Origin of the sequence: Peribacillus saganii (assembly GCF_003429095.1) — a bacterium.
Classification (GTDB): Bacteria; Bacillota; Bacilli; order Bacillales; family DSM-1321; genus Peribacillus; species Peribacillus saganii.
Map to the genome: position 1 here is coordinate 289047 of NZ_QVTE01000008.1, position 18981 is coordinate 308027.

General features: G+C 39.6%; 22 protein-coding genes. 17 read left to right on the top strand and 5 right to left on the bottom strand.

The features are described from left to right. Positions 1-123: 123 nt before the first annotated feature. Positions 124-1113, bottom strand: coding sequence for a COX15/CtaA family protein (locus D0469_RS04140; protein WP_117325362.1), 990 nt, complete (start codon positions 1111-1113; stop codon positions 124-126). A 627-nt stretch (positions 1114-1740) separates the two neighbouring features. Between D0469_RS04140 and cyoE the strand changes: the two genes are divergently transcribed. The 9 genes from cyoE to D0469_RS22065 all read left to right on the top strand — a co-directional run bounded on the left by cyoE (position 1741) and on the right by D0469_RS22065 (position 9615). After that, positions 1741-2667 carry a heme o synthase gene (gene cyoE / locus D0469_RS04145; RefSeq protein ID WP_117325363.1) on the top strand — a complete coding sequence of 309 codons (927 nt, stop codon included), beginning with the start codon at positions 1741-1743 and terminating at the stop codon, positions 2665-2667. A gap of 230 nt (positions 2668-2897) precedes the next feature. Next, on the top strand, positions 2898-3983 hold the full coding sequence (coxB, locus tag D0469_RS04150; RefSeq protein ID WP_117325364.1) for a cytochrome c oxidase subunit II: 1086 nt from the start codon (positions 2898-2900) through the stop codon (positions 3981-3983). 34 nt (positions 3984-4017) lie between these two features. Continuing rightward, entirely contained in the window at positions 4018-5889 is a 1872-nt protein-coding gene (gene ctaD, locus D0469_RS04155) for a cytochrome c oxidase subunit I (protein WP_117325365.1), read from the top strand. Then, positions 5889-6518 carry a cytochrome (ubi)quinol oxidase subunit III gene (locus D0469_RS04160; RefSeq protein WP_117325366.1) on the top strand — a complete coding sequence of 210 codons (630 nt, stop codon included), beginning with the start codon at positions 5889-5891 and terminating at the stop codon, positions 6516-6518. The genes ctaD and D0469_RS04160 overlap by 1 nt, the downstream gene beginning before the upstream one ends. A gap of 4 nt (positions 6519-6522) precedes the next feature. Next, positions 6523-6858, top strand: a complete 336-nt coding sequence (ctaF, locus tag D0469_RS04165; protein WP_117325431.1) for a cytochrome c oxidase subunit IVB — start codon at positions 6523-6525, stop codon at positions 6856-6858. A 199-nt stretch (positions 6859-7057) separates the two neighbouring features. Next, positions 7058-7960 (top strand): cytochrome c oxidase assembly factor CtaG, encoded by a 903-nt coding sequence (gene ctaG / locus D0469_RS04170; protein ID WP_117325367.1) that lies wholly within the window; start codon positions 7058-7060, stop codon positions 7958-7960. Between the two features lie 159 nt (positions 7961-8119). After that, a complete protein-coding gene (locus tag D0469_RS04175) occupies positions 8120-8581 on the top strand; it encodes a DUF420 domain-containing protein (RefSeq protein ID WP_117325368.1) in 462 nt (153 codons plus the stop codon). 82 nt (positions 8582-8663) lie between these two features. Next, complete coding sequence (locus D0469_RS04180) at positions 8664-9191, top strand: hypothetical protein (RefSeq protein ID WP_117325369.1); 528 nt, start codon at positions 8664-8666, stop codon at positions 9189-9191. 169 nt (positions 9192-9360) lie between these two features. After that, positions 9361-9615, top strand: a complete 255-nt coding sequence (locus tag D0469_RS22065) for a GNAT family N-acetyltransferase (RefSeq protein WP_407675725.1) — start codon at positions 9361-9363, stop codon at positions 9613-9615. A 248-nt stretch (positions 9616-9863) separates the two neighbouring features. Here D0469_RS22065 and D0469_RS04190 read toward each other — a convergent pair whose 3' ends face one another. Next, positions 9864-10226: a YugN family protein gene (locus D0469_RS04190; RefSeq protein WP_117325371.1), complete on the bottom strand. Its 363-nt coding sequence runs from the start codon at positions 10224-10226 to the stop codon at positions 9864-9866. 302 nt (positions 10227-10528) lie between these two features. Between D0469_RS04190 and D0469_RS04195 the strand changes: the two genes are divergently transcribed. Continuing rightward, positions 10529-11584: a CAP domain-containing protein gene (locus D0469_RS04195; protein ID WP_233522931.1), complete on the top strand. Its 1056-nt coding sequence runs from the start codon at positions 10529-10531 to the stop codon at positions 11582-11584. 245 nt (positions 11585-11829) lie between these two features. Here the strand turns inward: D0469_RS04195 and D0469_RS04200 are convergent, their stop codons facing one another. Beyond that, entirely contained in the window at positions 11830-12219 is a 390-nt protein-coding gene (locus D0469_RS04200) for a hypothetical protein (protein WP_142919158.1), read from the bottom strand. Positions 12220-12243: 24 nt separating this feature from the next. Beyond that, the gene (locus D0469_RS04205) at positions 12244-12729 is read right to left on the bottom strand and encodes a PaaI family thioesterase (protein WP_117325373.1); all 486 of its coding nucleotides are present in this window, start codon (positions 12727-12729) and stop codon (positions 12244-12246) included. Between the two features lie 125 nt (positions 12730-12854). Between D0469_RS04205 and ylbD the strand changes: the two genes are divergently transcribed. The 6 genes from ylbD to D0469_RS21320 all read left to right on the top strand — a co-directional run bounded on the left by ylbD (position 12855) and on the right by D0469_RS21320 (position 15646). After that, entirely contained in the window at positions 12855-13382 is a 528-nt protein-coding gene (gene ylbD, locus D0469_RS04210) for a spore coat protein YlbD (protein WP_117325374.1), read from the top strand. A gap of 17 nt (positions 13383-13399) precedes the next feature. Then, entirely contained in the window at positions 13400-13639 is a 240-nt protein-coding gene (locus D0469_RS04215; RefSeq protein ID WP_117325375.1) for a YlbE-like family protein, read from the top strand. 204 nt (positions 13640-13843) lie between these two features. Further along, a complete protein-coding gene (locus D0469_RS04220) occupies positions 13844-14251 on the top strand; it encodes a hypothetical protein (RefSeq protein ID WP_117325376.1) in 408 nt (135 codons plus the stop codon). Positions 14252-14344: 93 nt separating this feature from the next. Further along, entirely contained in the window at positions 14345-14788 is a 444-nt protein-coding gene (locus tag D0469_RS04225) for a YlbF family regulator (RefSeq protein WP_117325377.1), read from the top strand. Between the two features lie 164 nt (positions 14789-14952). Further along, complete coding sequence (locus D0469_RS04230; RefSeq protein WP_117325378.1) at positions 14953-15228, top strand: YlbG family protein; 276 nt, start codon at positions 14953-14955, stop codon at positions 15226-15228. Positions 15229-15475: 247 nt separating this feature from the next. Beyond that, the gene (locus D0469_RS21320) at positions 15476-15646 is read left to right on the top strand and encodes a hypothetical protein (protein WP_199478350.1); all 171 of its coding nucleotides are present in this window, start codon (positions 15476-15478) and stop codon (positions 15644-15646) included. Positions 15647-15878: 232 nt separating this feature from the next. On the opposite strand, the gene D0469_RS04235 is transcribed toward D0469_RS21320, so the two are convergent. Beyond that, on the bottom strand, positions 15879-16268 hold the full coding sequence (locus D0469_RS04235) for a DUF7147 family protein (RefSeq protein WP_117325379.1): 390 nt from the start codon (positions 16266-16268) through the stop codon (positions 15879-15881). Positions 16269-16711: 443 nt separating this feature from the next. Between D0469_RS04235 and D0469_RS04240 the strand changes: the two genes are divergently transcribed. After that, complete coding sequence (locus D0469_RS04240; RefSeq protein ID WP_117325380.1) at positions 16712-18124, top strand: hypothetical protein; 1413 nt, start codon at positions 16712-16714, stop codon at positions 18122-18124. Positions 18125-18981 lie beyond the last annotated feature (857 nt).

The following is an 18981-nucleotide window of genomic DNA, read 5'->3' on the forward strand; positions in this document are numbered from 1 at the left end:
AGCAGATCAACGGGTGTTCCAGATGGAGCGGTAGATTCCTATATATTTTTTTTAAAACAAAAAAAGAAGCCCAGAATGAGCTTCTTTAACTGTAAATAAGAGTTTTCGATGCATCAGTTAGTATTATTGCCCTGCTGCAGTAGTTGCTGGAGGGATTAGGCTATCCTGATGTTTTACATCAGCATTTTTTTCGTTAAGCGCGACTGCATTTCGTTTGCTCCTGGAAGTAAGCAGGAGAAGATAGCTTAAAACTCCAAACAGGCAGGATATAAATAGAGCGTGGGCAAGGGCTATGTATAAATTAAGCCGGGAAAAAATGATAAAAGCCCCTGAAATTACCTGCAAGGAAACAAGAATGAAAGAAACAATCCAGCCTCCATAGACAACCTTTTGATGTTTATAGTGTTTGACTGCAATATACGTAGCGTAACCGATCCAGATAAAAATCAAACCTGCTGCAGCCCTATGACCCATTTGCACCCATTGATGCAGATTATACGGCATAAAAGAACTGCTATTGTTGCACAGCGGCCAATCAATGCAAACCAGGCTGGCATCTAAGTGGCGAACCAGTGCGCCGGTGTATACAACCACAAAGCTATAACAAATGACACCAATTGTATGGAATTTCATTCTTTTGTCGATTACTACTTTTTCTGCGTTGAATTTCTTGTCTATTTCAAATATCAGCAGTGTAAGCAGTAAAACAGCTGCAAAGGAAACTAGTGAAACGCCGAAGTGTATGGCTAGAACAAATTTAGATTGGCCCCACATAACTGCAGCAGCTCCGATTAATCCCTGTAGCAAAAGGAAGAAAAAAGAGAGAAAAGACAGGAACTTTGTTTCGCGTATATGTCCAATTGTCTTCCAGCTCCAAATTGATAAGATTAATACCATCAGGCCCACCCCGCCGGAGACAAGACGGTGAGCTAACTCAATAATCATTTCCGGGGTAATTTCTTCAGGCAGAGGAACAAGCTTCCCATTACAAAGGGGCCAGGAGTTTCCGCAGCCCATTCCGGACTCCGTTTTCGTAACAAGCGCGCCTCCGAGTAAAATTAAAAGCATGCCAATACTCGTAAAAACCGCAAACCATTTTAATGCCCGTTGCACGTATATGCCACCTTCTTTTAATTAATAGATCAATTGCTAGTAGAATTCATGGTTAAATGCTAGTAAATAGAAACTCTGTGGCTATTTCTTTTATTTATCATATAAAAGATTTTTTGTAAATCTAAGCTTTACATTATTTTATAAAGCACTTTCTCGATATTACACAAATCTCAGCCAATTTACAAGTTCCTAAATTCAGATATTAATAATAGGAAGCTAGTAAAAACCATTTCTTATCTTTAGGAAATGTGGTAAAATGCGTCAGGGAGCAGCAAAGACATAAAGAAAAAACATTTTCTTCGCAAAATGCCTCATGAAAGAGGGTTACTATTGCTATAGTACCAAAAATTCTTTTGGTGGTTGGACCTTGTCACCAATTGGTCATAAATAATACAAAAAAAATTCACAAAAAGTTAAAGAAATATGATTTAATATATTGAGAACGCTAATATATTATTTTTGTGGTATAAAAACATTATTCTCACCTTAAAAACTATATTATAGAAATATCTTGGAAGGCATCGCCTTTATCGTTACAAGTATAGAAAAGTATGAAATAATGTTTTATATTATTGGTGTAATGGGTCCTTACTGAACATTGATTCATATTTTTTAAGGGGGAGAAACATGTCTGAACCAAGAGCATATGCAGAGGCTGTCGTTCAGGACAGCAGGAATGCATTGCGTGAAACTACTGCCATCAAAGACTTTTTGGCATTAATTAAGATAGGCATTGTCCATTCAAATATGATCACAACCTTTACCGGTCTGTGGCTTGCTCTACATTTTAATGGGATTCATTTCTTTGAGAGCCTTGATACAATGTTCTTCACACTTGCAGGATCTGCACTTATTGTGGCAGGGTCATGCAGTCTGAATAATTATTACGACAGCGATATTGACCATTTGATGGAGAGGACAAAAAACAGGCCCACTGTTACAGGGAAGGCTAATTTGGGAAGAGTTTTGACACTAAGCATGATCCTTATAGCCTTAGGTACTATCCTACTTGCTCTCACCAATTTGACGGCTGCGGCCATTGGTCTGTTTGGTGTGTTTTCTTATGTGGTCCTATATACGATGATATCCAAACGCCGTTTCGTATCGAACACAATTGTGGGAAGCATTTCAGGTGCGGTCCCCCCGCTAATTGGCTGGGCAGCGGTAGATCCAGATCTTGATATGCTGGCATGGATTTTGTTTTTAGTCATGTTCATTTGGCAGCCGCCTCATTTTTATGCCATCGCCATGAAACGCTGTGAGGAGTATCGGGCTGCCGGCATTCCTATGCTTCCGGTAGTAAAAGGCTTCAAGCGTACAAAGGTTTCAATGACAATGTGGGTTACACTATTGCTGCCGCTTCCATATTTCATGTCCTCACTTGGAATGCCACTGGTCATTCTTGCCACTATCCTTAACATTGGCTGGCTAATATTGGGTATAAGAGGGTATAAAATGAAGGATGACCTGAAGTGGGCCCGGCTGATGTTTGTGTATTCCTTAAACTATATGACTATTTTATATGTGGCTATGGTAATCGTGACATTTATTTAATAACAGATTGCCAGCATTAGTTCGCTGCCCCTACTAATGGGATTTTAGTTAAAAACACAAAGATTCCATTAATAGGGGCAGCGGATACATACTTCCGGCGAGCTGCCGGTAAATAGGAGTAACATTGGGAATTCTTTCTTATCTAAGAAATTCATTTTATAGAGAGAATTATCAAAACAGTTTTTTTAAAAGACTGGGAGAAATTTTACGAAAGAGGGGTTTTACGAGCTATGAAAAATCGGCTGCACAAATGGCGTCTTTTATCATTGTTTGCAATGATAGCGCTTATACTGTCAGGCTGTGGAAAGCCATTTTTGTCTACGTTAACGCCTGCGGGGGAAGTAGCGCAAACTCAGTTTGACCTGATGGTCCTAAGTACTGCAATTATGGTACTGGTTATTCTGGTTGTTACGGTGATGTTCATTTACGTTATTTTCCGTTTCCGCCGAAAAAAGGGCGATGAAAACAAAATTCCAAAGCAAGTGGAAGGAAGCCACAAGCTAGAGATCATCTGGACTGTCATTCCGATCCTGCTGCTGATTGTTCTTACTGTTCCTACGGTGTCTTATACATTTGCGCTAGCAGATGTGTCACCGATGGAAAAGAAGGATAAAGACGGAAAAACGAAAGATGCTCTTGTTATTAATGTCCGTGCTAACCTTTATTGGTGGGAATTTGAATATCCTGACGAAGGGGTAATAACAAGCCAGGATTTAGTAGTTCCTACTGACCAGAGGGTTTACTTCAATCTTAAAGCTTCGGATGTAAAACATTCCTTCTGGATTCCAGCTGTTGGAGGAAAGATGGATACAAATACTGATGGTGAAAACCAGTTCTTTCTCGAATTTGATGGTGAAAGTGCAGAAAAGGTTAAGAACCAGTTTTACGGTAAATGTGCGGAGCTATGCGGCCCATCACATGCTTTGATGGATTTCAAAGTCGAAACTAAGTCACCTGAAGAATTTGATCAATGGATTAGTGATATGAAATCTGCAAAGGCGCCAAAAGCTGAAGATGGCCTTGCAAAACAAGGTGAAGAAGTTTTCAACAAGAGCTGTATCGGCTGCCATGCCATTACGCCTAACGACAGCAGGCCAGAACAGGCGCGCAGGGCTCCGAACCTTTCAAACTTTGGTGAACGTTCGAAAATCGCGGGTGTGATGGATCATAGTGAAGAAGATTTGAAAAATTGGCTGGAAGATCCTGAGAAATATAAACCTGGCAATAAGATGACTGGTACATATGGCGACCTTTCTTCTGAACAGCTAGATGCATTAACTGCATACTTGATGGATCTTAAAGTTGAAAATAAATAAGGGGATTCACTGATTTACAAAGGGAGGTAAAATTGTGAGTACGTACGCTCAGAAAAAGGGGATTGGCGCAACGATTTGGGATTACCTGACTACGGTAGACCATAAAAAAATCGCCATCTTATATCTGATAGCAGGCGGACTGTTCTTTGTTGTCGGCGGCCTGGAAGCGATGTTCATCCGCATCCAGCTGGCTGTCCCTAACAATGATTTCGTCAGTGCCGGACTATTTAATGAAATTATAACTATGCATGGTACAACTATGATATTCCTGGCAGCGATGCCGTTGTTATTCGGTTTTATGAATGCGGTCATGCCGCTGCAAATCGGAGCGCGTGACGTTGCGTTTCCGTTTCTGAATTCATTAGGTTTTTGGCTGTTCTTCTTCGGAGGGGTATTCTTAAATCTTTCCTGGTTCTTAGGAGGGGCACCTGATGCGGGCTGGACCTCCTATGCGTCATTATCTCTTGCTTCCCCAGGCCATGGTGTTGACTTCTATGTATTAGGGCTTCAAATCTCAGGGGCCGGTACGTTAATCGGAGGGATTAACTTTCTGGTAACGATCATTAATATGCGTGCGCCTGGGATGACTTACATGCGTATGCCATTGTTCACATGGTCTACTTTTGTAGCTTCAGCACTAATTCTATTTGCATTCCCGCCACTAACAGTCGGTTTATTTCTAATGCTGTTTGACCGCATGTTCGGTGCGAATTTCTTTGATGCTGCTGCTGGAGGAAACACGATTATCTGGGAGCATCTATTCTGGATTTTCGGACACCCGGAAGTATATATCCTAATATTGCCGGCGTTTGGTATTTTTTCTGAAATCTTTGCTACTTTCTCAAGAAAAAGATTGTTTGGATACTCATCCATGGTCTTTGCAACCGTCCTTATTGGTTTCTTAGGATTTATGGTATGGGCTCACCATATGTTCACGGTTGGTTTAGGCCCTATTGCCAACGCTATTTTCGCTGTTGCGACAATGGCAATTGCGGTGCCAACCGGCATAAAGATTTTTAACTGGCTGATGACAATGTGGGGAGGAAGCATTCGCTTTACTACACCTATGTTGTATGCTGTTGCTTTCATTCCATCATTCGTTGCAGGTGGAGTAACAGGTATCATGAATGCTGTTGCACCTGCGGATTATCAGTTCCATGACAGCTATTTCGTAGTAGCCCACTTTCACTACGTTATTGTTGGAGGGGTTGTACTGGGCTTACTGGCCGGCGCGCATTTCTACTGGCCTAAAATGTTTGGAACAATGTTGAACGAATTCTTAGGAAAGATCACTTTCTGGTTATTCTTGATAGGTTTCCATTTAACATTCTTTATTCAGCATTTCCTTGGATTGATGGGTATGCCTCGACGCGTATTCACGTTTATGGAAGGACAAGGTTTGGAAACAGGAAATCTTGTGAGTTCCATAGGAGCTTTCTTTATGGCGGCTGCGATAATTATTCTGTTAATTAACGTGGTAATCACTTCTGTGAAAAATGAAAAGGTTGGCAATGATCCATGGGGTGACGGCCGAACTTTGGAGTGGGCTATCCCATCACCACCGCCTTTTTATAACTTTAAACAGCTTCCGCTTGTACGCGGACTGGATCCTTACTGGCTTGAAAAAATGGAAGGAAAGAAAGGCATGATGCCTGCAGAACCAATTGGTGATATCCATATGCCTAACAATTCGTTCATTCCTTTCGTACTTTCTATGGGCATGTTCATTGCGGCCTTTGGTGCGATGTACCAGGTGGACGATAAACCGTGGGCTATCCCAGTGCTTATTCTTGGGTTGCTTATCGTTTTCGGTTCCATGTTCATCCGTTCAATTAAAGATGACCATGGCTTCCATATTCATAAAGAAGACCTTCTGGATGAAGATGATAAGGAGGTTAAGGCATAATGGCTGCTGAACAAAAATATACAGAAGCAACTTGGCCTTCTTCACCTGAAAGGGCGACCCTTGAAGGGAAGAATAAATTCCTTGGCTTCTGGCTTTTCCTTGGCGGGGAAACGGTACTATTTGCATCCCTTTTTGCAACGTATCTTGCTTTAAAGGATAAGGTTCCAAGTGCAGATCATGCATTGGCCAAGGACCTTTTTGAAATACCGCTTACATTCATGGCAACGATGCTTCTTTTGACAAGCTCATTGACCAGCGTATACGCTATGTATCATATGAAAAACTTTGATTTTAAAAGAATGCAGGCATGGCTGCTCGTTACAGTATTGTTAGGTGCCGCCTTCCTGGGACTTGAAATATACGAATTCAATCACTATGTGCATGAATTCAAGCATACTTTCACAAGCAGCGCTTTTGGTTCAGCATTCTATACGCTTGTAGGATTCCACGGTGCCCACGTTGCTGTTGGTCTTGGCTGGATTCTTACACTTATGATCCGGAATGCAAAACGAGGACTGACTCTGTACAACGCACCAAAGTTTTATGTTGCGAGCCTATACTGGCACTTTATCGACGTAGTATGGGTATTTATCTTTACAGTCGTATACTTAATGGGAATGGTGGGATAAATTGATGGAGAATACTCAATCGAATTCAGCTAACCCAAGAATGGATCTTAATTTCCGTCGCAAGAAAAATGCTGAAGATATGAAATTTCAGGTTATCGCATTTGCACTGACGATATTCTTGACGTTGGTAGCTTTTGTTGCGGTGGGATATGATGGGTTCTCACATTGGTTTATCGTACCCTTTATCCTGCTGCTTGCAGTCGTTCAAGTAGGTTTTCAGCTTTATTATTTCATGCATATGAGCCATAAAGGCCATGAAGCTGTTGCCTTCTTCCTGTATTCAGGTTCTTTAGTGGGGGCCATTACAATTCTAACTTTTGTCACAATCGTTTGGTTGTAATGCGAATCTGGAGCTGAACCAAAAAGGATATTATAGAAAGGACCTTGTCAATCGCTGGTTGGCAAGGTCTTTCTATTATTGAGGTTTATCGAACGGTAGTTACATATTTTTCCATATTATTTGAATAATAATCGGTTGTCCCCTAATTTATTGATAGGGTATAATATTAGTAGTATGTGGAAAGCTTGAGGTGCATGTTATGTCATTAGATATATTTGGTTTTCGGGCAATGTGGAGTCCGTATTTTTTTATTTCATTACTTGTCATTTCTGCTATTTTCTTTTTGGCTGCAACAAAATACCGTATTAAATTCAAGGACAGCGAACCTATAACAACAAAGCAAACCGTACTATTTATCGTATCAGTGGTTCTGCTTTATGCAGTAAAAGGATCTCCGCTGGACCTTCTGGGGCATATTATGTTCAGCGCACATATGACGCAGATGGCAGTCCTTTACCTAGCTATCCCGCCATTGCTCATTTTGGCCATTCCTAAGTGGATGTGGAGAAGCTTTTTAAATATTAAAGTAATTGGACGGGTATTTTCATTCTGTACTATCCCTCTGATTTCACTAATCGTGTTCAACGGTTTATTCTCTTTTTACCATATTCCGCTTATTTTTGATTTTATTAAAACTGATATGCTCTTGCATGCTATTTACACGAGCATACTATTTATTACAGTTATTTTCATGTGGTGGCCGCTTGTAAACCAGCTTCCTGAACAAGAAACTCTATCAGGCGTAAAAAAGGTAGGCTATATTTTTGGAAATGGTATTTTGCTGACTCCTGCATGTGCCTTAATCATTTTTGCTGATGCTCCGATGTATAGCACTTTCTCGGATCCGAACGCCTGGGCACAGGCAATGGAGTTATGTGTTCCCTCGTCAGCCCTGAGCAGCCTTAATTTAAGCGGACCTGAAATGTTTAACGGATTACCGCTTCTTGAAGATCAGCAACTTGGCGGCATTTTGATGAAAGTCATTCAGGAAATTGTATATGGCACGGTACTTGGTTACATCTTCTTTGCTTGGTTTAGAAAGGAAAACGCAGAAGCAGACAAAATGGATGAAGCGTTGGTTAAGTTCCAAACTGTGGAATAATCTTTAATTATTGATAACCTCTTTCCTTTTGGAAAGGGGATTTTTTAGCTTTAAAAGTGATAATTATGTTAACGAATGTAAGATATCGTTGAATTTTACTGCACTGTTTATTAAAATAAATGGAGTGCAAATTTAATTAGAGAGGACGTTTAAGAAGTTATGTCTTTACCGATTTTGCCTACGATAAGTACCTCCTTCATAGTTCTAAGCGCTATAACGGTAGCAATTGGATGGGGGCAAATCAAACAGCGAAAGATTGAAGCCCATCAGAAGACGATGTTTTGGGCTGCCATATTTGCCATCATATTTTTTGTAATATATGCTTCAAGGACCATTTTTATCGGAAATACCGCTTTTGGCGGCCCGGAGGATATAAAGATCTACTACACCATTTTCCTGGTATTTCATATATCCCTTGCAACCACCGGTGCAGTCTTTGGAATTATTTCCTTGTGGACAGGCTATAAAAATAACTTACAGAGGCACAGGAAACTGGGACCCATTACAAGCATTATTTGGTTTTTTACTGCAATTACCGGTGTTGCCGTTTATTTACTGCTTTATGTCTTTTATAAGGGCGGTGAAACAACATCAGTTATTAAAGCTATCCTTGGTTTATAACTTATATGATGCATGAAAGTATGGCGCCACAGAATACAATATACTGTGGCGTCTTTTATTATGTTCAAATAGGGGCGATATTTTGAAAGATTATAAGACGGAGAGGGTTGTTATTCTCAAGTGTTCTCTTGATATGGGAAAGTCCATAATTCTATACCGGAATGAATTGGTTCGACGTTCTCCCATCGAGATTCCTGATGAATGGCCATCTTATTCTTTTAGAGGTATTTTGCCCTGCTACCTAGAACAAATAGAGAATGGAAATGGGGCATTAAAGACTTGGATTGCTGCCGACCTTTTAGGAAAAAGAATGATAGGGGATTTGATGCTGGATGAAATAAAAGGGCAGCCAAATCACGGCTATTTTGAGATGCACTTTATCGACAAGGAAGCGGAATCAGCTTTTTTAAGAGAATGCATGCTTTTATTTCTGCACTATATTGTTGTTCAGTATCCCAAAAAGTTAAAGGCAATATTTACGATTAGTCATGCAAAGGAGACCTATCGGAATTCGTTTTTGAGGGATTGCGGTTTCCATCAGTATGAGGATGATGGCCTTTTTCTGACTTGGAAACTGGATATAACTGACAAGGAGATTAATAGGGAATAAGGTTATAAAGCTTTCGAAGGGAGGAGTTTCCAGAGGCCCTGCGATTGTCAATGAATTCTATTCATTATACAGTTGACAAAGAACAACTCGCTTTCAGGTATGCCGATTACGAGGAACATATTATTCTTTGAATATATAATGCAGAACAGCATACTGCCATCAGCATATTATTCCGCATGAGATAATTTTGGGGGCTAGAACTTTTAAAATGGGAGGCATTGCTGGTGTTGCGTCCTATCCTGAATTTAGAAGAGACGGATTGCTCAAACGTCTAATGACAGATGCACCGTTCCAGATGATGGAGAATGGGCAGAGCATATCTCTTCTCCATCCTTTTAAAATTTCTTGTTTTTTTATCGTAAGTATGGCTGGAAGGTATTTTGTGAGAAAGAAATTACTGTGCTGTGGGAGCGTATTTATATGATGCATCATGTAAGCGGGTATGTTCGCAGAATTAATATGCTGACTGGGGAAAGATAGACGGTACTCCAGAAGAGATCATTGCATTAGATTCAGCAATTCCAGAATGCAATCCCTATTTCAGTGCTTTTTTCAGCAATTATAATCTATAAAAACGGCTCCTGTTTACAGGAGCCATTTGACTAATTGCTTGTACCATTGTGTCTAAAAATCAGCTGATCCTTGCTTCAATAGCTGAGTGCGTTAAAGAGGTTAAACGCCTGCGAATTGTTCCAGCTCTGCTTTCACTGCTGCCAGAATCTCCTGGCTTTGTTTAACAAGAGAAGAAGGGAAGTTTTCTCCGTCACCGTATTCCACGCCGTGCGGATAATAGTGCTTGCCAAGCAAAGGTACTTTTAGCTGGATGATTGCTTTGTGAGCGCCAACATCTCCTTCTGTAGCAAATCCTTGAACGCGAAGGTAGTAAACGCCTTCTTTTAATTCAAATTTCCGGTCATAACTGACTCTTTCGTAATCCCATTGCTCTGCACGAACTAACCCATGCTCATGCATTACTTCATCAAGTCGATTTAAATCTGCCGTCATTTTTTCAAGTCCAACGCTTTCAAATTTCACTTAATTGCCCTCCTCAGTTTTACGGTTAGAATGGAAAATGATCCATCCTAGGAGACATATTATGTATAGAAACGACTTTTTCTCCTATAGATGTTTAATATATACAAATTTCCCTCATATTTTATAATAGTACGAAACTTTGCAACTTGCAATTAGTACCTTTTTGATATTGGATGTTTCACAAAAAGTCCACTTCGTTGGATACATCTCAATATATATAAATGAATGTTGATAATGTTATAATGATGCTATACAGCAAAATTAATAGTTTACAGAAAGGGGGTATCAGTAAGCTGAAATCCTTGGTTAAAATTTTACTATTGCTCGCTGTCATTTTTGTAATTGGCATTTATTTTAATATTGGCGACAGTGAAAAGGAAAACGCCGTGCTTCTCGGTGAAAAAAGTACAGCTCCCGAGAAGCAGGGAGAGGATCTTCCAATGAAAAGCAGTTTACCAGGTAAAAGTACGGTAAAGCCAGCTGGAGGGCTTGGATTAATTATCGGGAAGAGTTCGGATGAAGTAATAAAAACGTACGGAAAACCAACCAGAGTGGATTTTTCTTCTTACGGGTATCATTGGTGGATTTATGGAGCGGAAGAGGATTCTTATATGCAAATAGCCATCAAAAGTGGAAAGGCGGTCTCAGCCTATGCGATTGGCGATAATGTTAATGTGAGTCCCTTTAAAATTGGACAGCCTGTAGACGAAATATACAAAAACATCGAAATTGAGACATTTATTGACATTGAAACTAAGGATAGTTCATACAGATTTGAATTGTCGGAACCCGATATGAATATGAGGCCACTCATAAAAATGGACCAGGTGTATGCGCAATTATATCTTGATAAATTTACAGGTACAGTATCGAGTGTCCGGTTTTTAAATGAAGCAACGTTAATTGAACAGCAGCCTTACGAATTGACATACCGGGGCCACCTTCCAAAAGAACCAGAACTGACTGAAGAGCAATGGGTTCAGGTTGAGGCAGGCAACAGGCAGCAAATCTTTGATATAACCAACGTTATGCGGAAGCGGTTTGACTTAAGTCCGCTTAAATGGGACGATCCGGTTTCAGAAGTTGCTTTCATGCATAGCAGCGAAATGTATAAGGATAAATATTTCTCTCATACTTCTCCTACGAAAGGGGATCTTGCTGAAAGGCTAAAAGGAGCCAGGATCTCATACATGGTTGCAGGAGAAAATATAGCAGCCCATTATGTTGATGCCGTTGCGGCTATGGAAGGATGGCTAAATAGCAAAGGCCACAGGGAAGCTCTGTTAAATGAAGAATTTACCCATCTCGGTGTGGGTGTATATAAGAAATACTACACACAGAATTTTATCGCAAAGTAGATGAAAACAGGATATCTGCGGGCTTTAACCCTGCGAGATATCCTGTTTTTATTGATTAGGAAATGAAAAAATTCCCGAGTTGTTATAACAAAAGGGGTGGGACTATCCCTAGCTCCAGCGTCACCAGAGAGTGTGGATCAGAACGGCCGTTCTGCTTCTGACAGGATTTGTTCGTTGACCGTTTCTCTTGCGCTTTTGTTCCTTGCCTTCAGCAGGGAGCGGATCAACGTGCGGTATAAAAAATTTCATTGTACGGGCATGCCAGGGGAGACACGGTCATGCTGTATCCGGTTTACTAGAAATTTTCTGTTCTCCCAAGTACCAAAAGCCGTTATCCGTTCTTGCTTTTGAAAGGTAAGCTCTGACATTTTTTGTTTTGCTGGTTGTTTTTTTATTAAATGGATGTTTCCGGTTTTCGTTTGTAAGATTATATGCTGATTATAGACATAGCGGTGATAATAATATTTTTCTTTTTCTATAGAAATACTTACAATTTCTCCGGATACAATGGCTTCCTCAGGTACTTTCCCGATAGAAAGCCATTTGGCGTCCTGCTCACGCATTTCTTTTTTCGTTATGTAATAAAAATAAAGGCAAAGGATTGGAATCACAATGGCGGTTACCATAGTTTTCACCCTTTCATATCCCCAAAATTAAGGCTAAGGCCGTGGAATAATAAAAAAGTTTGCTGTTGAGTGTGCGCATAGTACGCCTTCTTCTGTGTAAACCCTTCCTTCAAGAATCATTGTCTTTTTACCCTTATGCAAAATAGTTCCTTGACATGTCAGTGTGCCGCCTTTTGCCGCTTTTAGATACCGAACAGATATATCTGTCGTAACGGCGGCATTACCCTCGCTTGAAACCGTGACATTTGCAAGGGTGCCGATCGCTGTATCTATTAAAGTTGCAATCACTCCTCCATGCGCTATTCCAAGGGAATTATAGGTAATAGGCGCTATTGGCGCTGTCATTGTAATGGAATTGTCCTTTATTTCCCTCTCAAAATGAAACAGCCGATTAACGTATGGGCTTTTTGCATTCCCTTCTGCCTGCAGACCTTCAAAAATGGCAGCAAGCACTTCCATATCCTTCTCTGTTGCTTTTTCAATAAACTCATTGAATCTTTTTGTAACATGTTCTTTCACTTTTAAATTCCTCCTGACTATCTCCTATTATAGATACTCTTCTTTCTCTCTGTACAGTGATGTAACGTTTTTTCTTAGCCTGCATACTCTGTATATTGGCAAACACTGAGGATGGAGGTGCAACCATGTCTGACAAAAAACACAAAAAACAATCTGTAAATGAATTTAAGGCTTTTGTAAAAAAGAATCCCGAGCTAATTTCGCTTGTTAGACAGGGAGATTATACCTGGCAGGATTTATTTGAGGAATGGTATTTACGAGGGGACAATAATGAGTTATGGAAGGACATTTTAAAAACCGGTGGAAACATTACGGAGGAAGAAGAGAAAAAAACGTTAAACAGAGAAAATATGGTAGGAAGGAGTGCTAAAAGAGCAAATCCGTCCAGTCAGTCCAGCGATACAAAGGAAAAGGTACTTAAGAAAACTGAAAAGAAGGATCAAGAAAAAGAAAGTAATTCCGATTTAATCGCGACGGTTTTTCAGGCAATAAAGAATATGGATATGAATCAGGTTCAGCAGCATATTTCCAGCCTAAATCAAGCACTTGCAGCCATCCAGGGCGTTCTCTCACAATTTCAGGAAAACACGGATATTTCAAAGGGAAACGTTCCGGAGCGGCAAGATAACCCGTTTGTATTTAGAAAAGACTAATAAAGGTGGGGCACACTATGAGACAGGATTTATATAAATTAATTGAGGGAAATGAGGATATGCAAAAATTCCTTCGGGTCCAGCCGTTTTGGTATCGGAAGTTATCCAGAAGACCACATCTGATCAGTAAAATGGAAACTGAAGCTAAATTCTATTTTGAAAAATCAATTCCACATCGAGTTTCTAAGTTTTCCGAAGGAGTTCAGATGGCCTCCATGATGGTTCATATGTTCCAGGCAATGAATGCCCAGCAATGAGGATGGACGGCCGGTGTTGCATAATTACTCAAACTTCGTAAGTGAAAAATTAAAAATCAGATATTAATACATCTCAGTTAAGGAGTTTTTCCGTATATCCAAACTCTGCATTCATCGTTTTTTTATCTTTTTTCACAAGGCCCTCTGCTTGGAAAATAATTTCCTGCCTTCAGGTAAAGAATAATCCCAAAGGAGGAGCTTACCATGAAAAAATTTTTAATTTTTTATATATTGCTGCTTTCATGTGCGGGATGCGGAAGGCAGATACCTGAACCGGAAAATCTGATCGAAAATCTAGCAAAAGTACCTTCCGCCCCAAACGCAGAGGCCAGTCAACTTGGCGATGCTGAGAAGTTTATCGTTAGGCATTTTGTAAGAGGAAATGATGTTTTTGTAGAGTGCATCATCAAAGATTTCTCCTTCACCAGGCAGGATGAGCAGCAGTCAGGTAAGCTGATAGTATCAGTTGACGGGAAAAGAAAGGAAGAAATTCAGACGGCTGCTTTTATCATCAAAGGTGTGGATAAAGGGCCCCATACAATTAAATTGGAACTGGTTGATGAAAAAAACCGTCCCTATTCCATCGAAAAGGAATTTAAAATACATATTTAGACAAGCCCTGATCTTAACTAAGGACCTTCAAGAAGAAAGAGTTCCATCCCAATCATTAAAATGGTATTATTAACGTGGAGGTGGGCTTTTATTATGCTTGCTACATTAGAAAGGGTAGATATTCTCCATAAAGCTGATGCCCTCGCAAAAATGGTTCTGGAATCTGAAGTGGGGGAAGATTACCTGCTTTGCTTATATAAATTGCGTGCTGACAGAGAAGCACAGCGCAAAGTAAATGCATTTACTAAATGGAAGGACTTATATGAGGATGTTCAGCGTTTCGGGAAATACCATCCTGATTATAAGCGGGTCAATTTAGGAATTAGGGAAGCGAAACGGGATATGGACATGCATCCATCCGTTGCTGACTTTAAAAGGGCAGAAACCAGCCTTCAAAGCCTGCTTGATGAAATAAGTTCTATGATTGGCAGGTCTGTTTCACAGTTTATTAAGGTACCTGCAGGGAATCCTTTTTTCGAAACAGGAGGCAGCTGCGGAGGCGGATGTGGATCAGGAGGCAGCTGCGGCTGTTCATAAGTAGAATAGAATCCACTGCAATCGCAAAAGAGGTCCTGCAGCACATTAGCTGGCAGGGCCTTTTGTTCTTTAACCCGATTATTGAAAAGCCTTTCTTTTTGGTTGAAAGAAGCTAAGGCACTGTGCTACACTTATTGAAAACCTTATCTTAAGGAGTTATTATCATGCACGGAGCAAGACAAGGAATAATAATTTATCTGCATTCATTAAAACAGGCAAAAATGCTTCGGCGCTTTGGCAATATTCATTATGTTTCCAAGAAACTTAAATACGCCGTTCTTTATACGAATATGGAAGATGTAGAAACGGTATCTGAAAAACTTAGAAACTACTCCTTTGTTAAGAAAATTGAGCTTTCATACAAGCCTTACTTAAAAATGGAATTTGAGAATTCCAAGCCGGACAAGGCAAAGGAATATGACTATAAGATGGGCATATAATACTGGGAACTTTCCGGATTACGTCAGTCTGCTAGTAACTTTTATATAAAGGAAGTGTACCTTGTCATAAAATGGCAAGGTTTTTTAATGGAAAATTAACACTTTTTAAATAATTAGAGAAATAATTAAGCGGTATTTAAGAAAAGGTAAATAAAGGTTAAGAATGGGGAAATCATATTTTTATTTTCTGAAAAGCCTGTATGATTATCTTGTAATCGAAATTTGACCAATCAGGGAGGCAAAGAGTATGAAAGAAATGAAAAAATGGTTTTTATTATTAATGGCGGCTTTCATGTTAACAGGTATTGCCACAGGTTGCACCAACGAAGATAATGGAACAGATGATACCAACACTGAAGAAACAGAGACCAATGAAGAAGGCACTGAAGAAGAAGGCACTGAAGAAGAGGATCAATAATAAAAAAGAGCTGGACATCTGTACTGCACCCCAAAAGTTAGAGAAAAACTAACTTTTTGGGGTCACATCAATCGTTCAGCTCTTTTTAACTGTTATAAATCGAGAAATAGTGAGGTCAAGTGTTTCAAGAGCTTGCTATTTAATAATAAAAATACATTGCTCCATCGGTGCTGCACTCGGGCAATAGCTAGTACCGACATTTAAAAATGACTTGTCCACTTCACCCTTCTGCTTAACTAAGCGGAGGAAGATAGCGGTTCATGCGCAGGATACCAATCAGGTACTGAAAAAATAGCTGTTTTTCAGCAAAGGCCCCAGAGTGTTTCACTTCCAATTCAATTATACGTTTTTCGATCGTTTCTGCTAAATCAGCGAAAAGATCAAACCGTTTATTTGGTATTTTGTTTGGATTTGGAATTCCTTCCCTGCAAAAATAAATCGGCTGAAAATTTCCCGGCTGTGTTGGATTTAAAATAATGGCAAGAGATGTTACCGGATTGCCATCAATTTCTGTATTAAGAGCCAGCAGATATTTCACCCTCTCTTTTTGTGCCCTGGCTATTTCAATAAGCTCATATAAATCGGAGTAGCCCTCTCCCAATTCAATAAAACGCTGAATCAATTCGAATCTCTCCTTATGTATCATTTAAAGAAAAGCGGAAGTATCCAAGCACGAAACATCGACTAAGGTCTGGCATGTCCTGTGCCAAACATCGACGCCAGCACATCCTAACAGTGGAAGGAACGGCTAAATTCGCCACGTCCTGTGACAACGCCGTTCTGACCCACATCGTGTAGGCCTCCGGCAAGCATAAGACAAGCGCTGGCAGAAGGCGCTTTTTGCCTTCAAAAGTGCTTGGCTTATGACCTCGAGGCCTGCTAAAATCGCCAAGTCCGTGGCAACGCCGGCACTAGACATCCTGTATACATTATCACTTCCTTTAATTAAAGTGCAAGGGCAGGATGTATATGTAAAAAAATTTAAAAAAATCATAAAAAGTAATGACCGAAAGCTGTATTTTTTGGTAAATTAGTTGCAAGACTTTAGATATAGAGGTTTTAAAGATGGTTCGCACATTTTTTTCAATTCTGATGATGCTGAGCACTGCAATCGCCGGAATGTTACTCTGGCAGTGGCAATGGTATTCGGAAAATCGAGACAAAACTACGGAAATAATTAACCCCCATGCTGTTCAGTATCTCAAAATTACTCACACAAAAGGGGCAGTAACGGTTGAGCAAACTATAAAGGGTCTGCCTGCCGGTACATATACAGTTGAAAATCAAAACATTCAAAAATGGTCATGCATCGAAAATCAAACAAGTAACTGTACCCCAAAAGAGAAAGCGGGGAAGACAGTGAGAAGTAATGGTAAACAGCTGAGATTTTCCTATTCGTTTCCACTTAATTCTAATAAGCCTTCCTTTGTGCTGATGAACTGGAGTTTACGAATAAAAAATATCTCAATAGATAATACAAGAGTTGAAATAATAGAAAGTGGTAACCGTAAGGGGATGTGGGCGGCCGGGGCACCGGTACTTGCCAATAAAGTAAAAAAATATATAGATTATTATGTTTTCGAAGGGAATGCTGAATCTTTCCCTCTTTATTTTCATTCCGGAAAGCTTAGCCACAGGAAATTATCAAATAAGCTTGAGATATATGGGGAACTGGCTCCGGACCAGGCAAGCCGTTTGAAGCAAGCAGTAGCCGAAATTTCTGATTTTCCTTTTCTTGCGATTATTGCAACAGATCAATATCCGGAATATAAAGCTGGGAATTTAATGATTATTTCTTCCTTACAAGGGCTTGAGCAAGAGCTCCTGACTCAATATTTACAGCTACAGTATCCTTTTTTGGATAAACAGGAGACCTGGCTGCAAAGTTATATAGGGCAGCTCTTGTTTAGTCAGAAGACCCAATCGGAAAAAGTGCACCTAATAAATAAATCCATTGAGGAAGAATTATCGGCAGACCAGCAATCCCGTTTTATTGAAATTTTAAAAGAGGAAAAGGGTAGAATATATTCAGCTCAGCTGCTTGATGCGCTATTATCAAAGGCTGCTGGCCAAAAAACGTCCTTTTTTACAGAAAACAGGTTTACGGCTAAATCAGTTATTCCCCTTTATTTCATAGAAAATAAAAATGTACTTGTCAATCGAAATGAAATAAACGGAGAAAGAGCCATTTATATCAAGAATCAAAGATTTTATCCGTTTGAAACTGTTGCCAGCAGCCTCGGATATGCCATTAACATGGTAAACCCAACTCATTATCTCATTACGAGAGATTCTAATTCTTACCGGTTTTATTTAGATAAAAGCTCTTTCCTTTTTAACGACAAGACATATGGTATATCCGAAAATCCCTTTCTGACACTGAATGAGAAAGTGTACATCCAAGAAATTTGGCTTAATGAAATTTTTCAAACCTTTGTCAGGGAAAATAAAAATGAGATTGAAATCGTCGAGTTATAAATTGGAAAGCGGAAGTGCCCTGAATTAAAGACCAGTACCCGGTTTGCGTGAGCAAGTTTGGACTTTCCTGGCCAACAGTTTTAACAAATAAAATAGTAATTTATTCTATACAGGAAGCTTTAGTCTATAACCGAAGCAAAATTTAAAACTCAAAGGTTTCGGCCTTTAAGTTTTTTTGTTTGAGCATTAGAGTAACAGAATGAAAAAACTTAATTAATACACCATTGAGTCATCATGGTAGTATTTCAACTCTAATAAATTATTTGCGGAATCAATGAAGAGAAAACGCTTAGCATGAAGATACATGATCTGGCAGGAGTTCTCGTCAGACTGATTATCTGTAACGAGTATGAATAAGGGGTCAACGAGGAGCAGATATCTTGATGTCCAATTAATCATGAAAAGGGTCTAATAAAAAAGCCCTGCAGTAAAACTGCAGGGTCCTTCTATTTCCTTTATACAAAGGCAGAAGGAAAAGGGAGAGGAGAAACCGGAGGAAGAACTTATGGGGAAACGTAAGTCTTCTCCGCGGTTGGCAACAACATCCTCGGTACTGATGTTGTTACTGTACATTATCACCAAAAATATTGTTGTTATTCATCGAATTGGACTTTTTTGCAAATATTAAATTTAGCAGAAGTGAAATCAATAAGTTAAAATATTTAAAACGTCATTTTTTGCTGTTTTTCAGAAATGAAAACATAGTTTTGTTTATACAGCGTGCCGGCCATGACTTTCTCAAAAGGATAATGGTATGCTTCCGTCATCATGGCGGCTGAAGTCATTTTCCCTATTAACTGATAAATGCAAGGTATTGGCTCAGAAAATGGAATGTGATAGGATATGTGAGTGAAGAA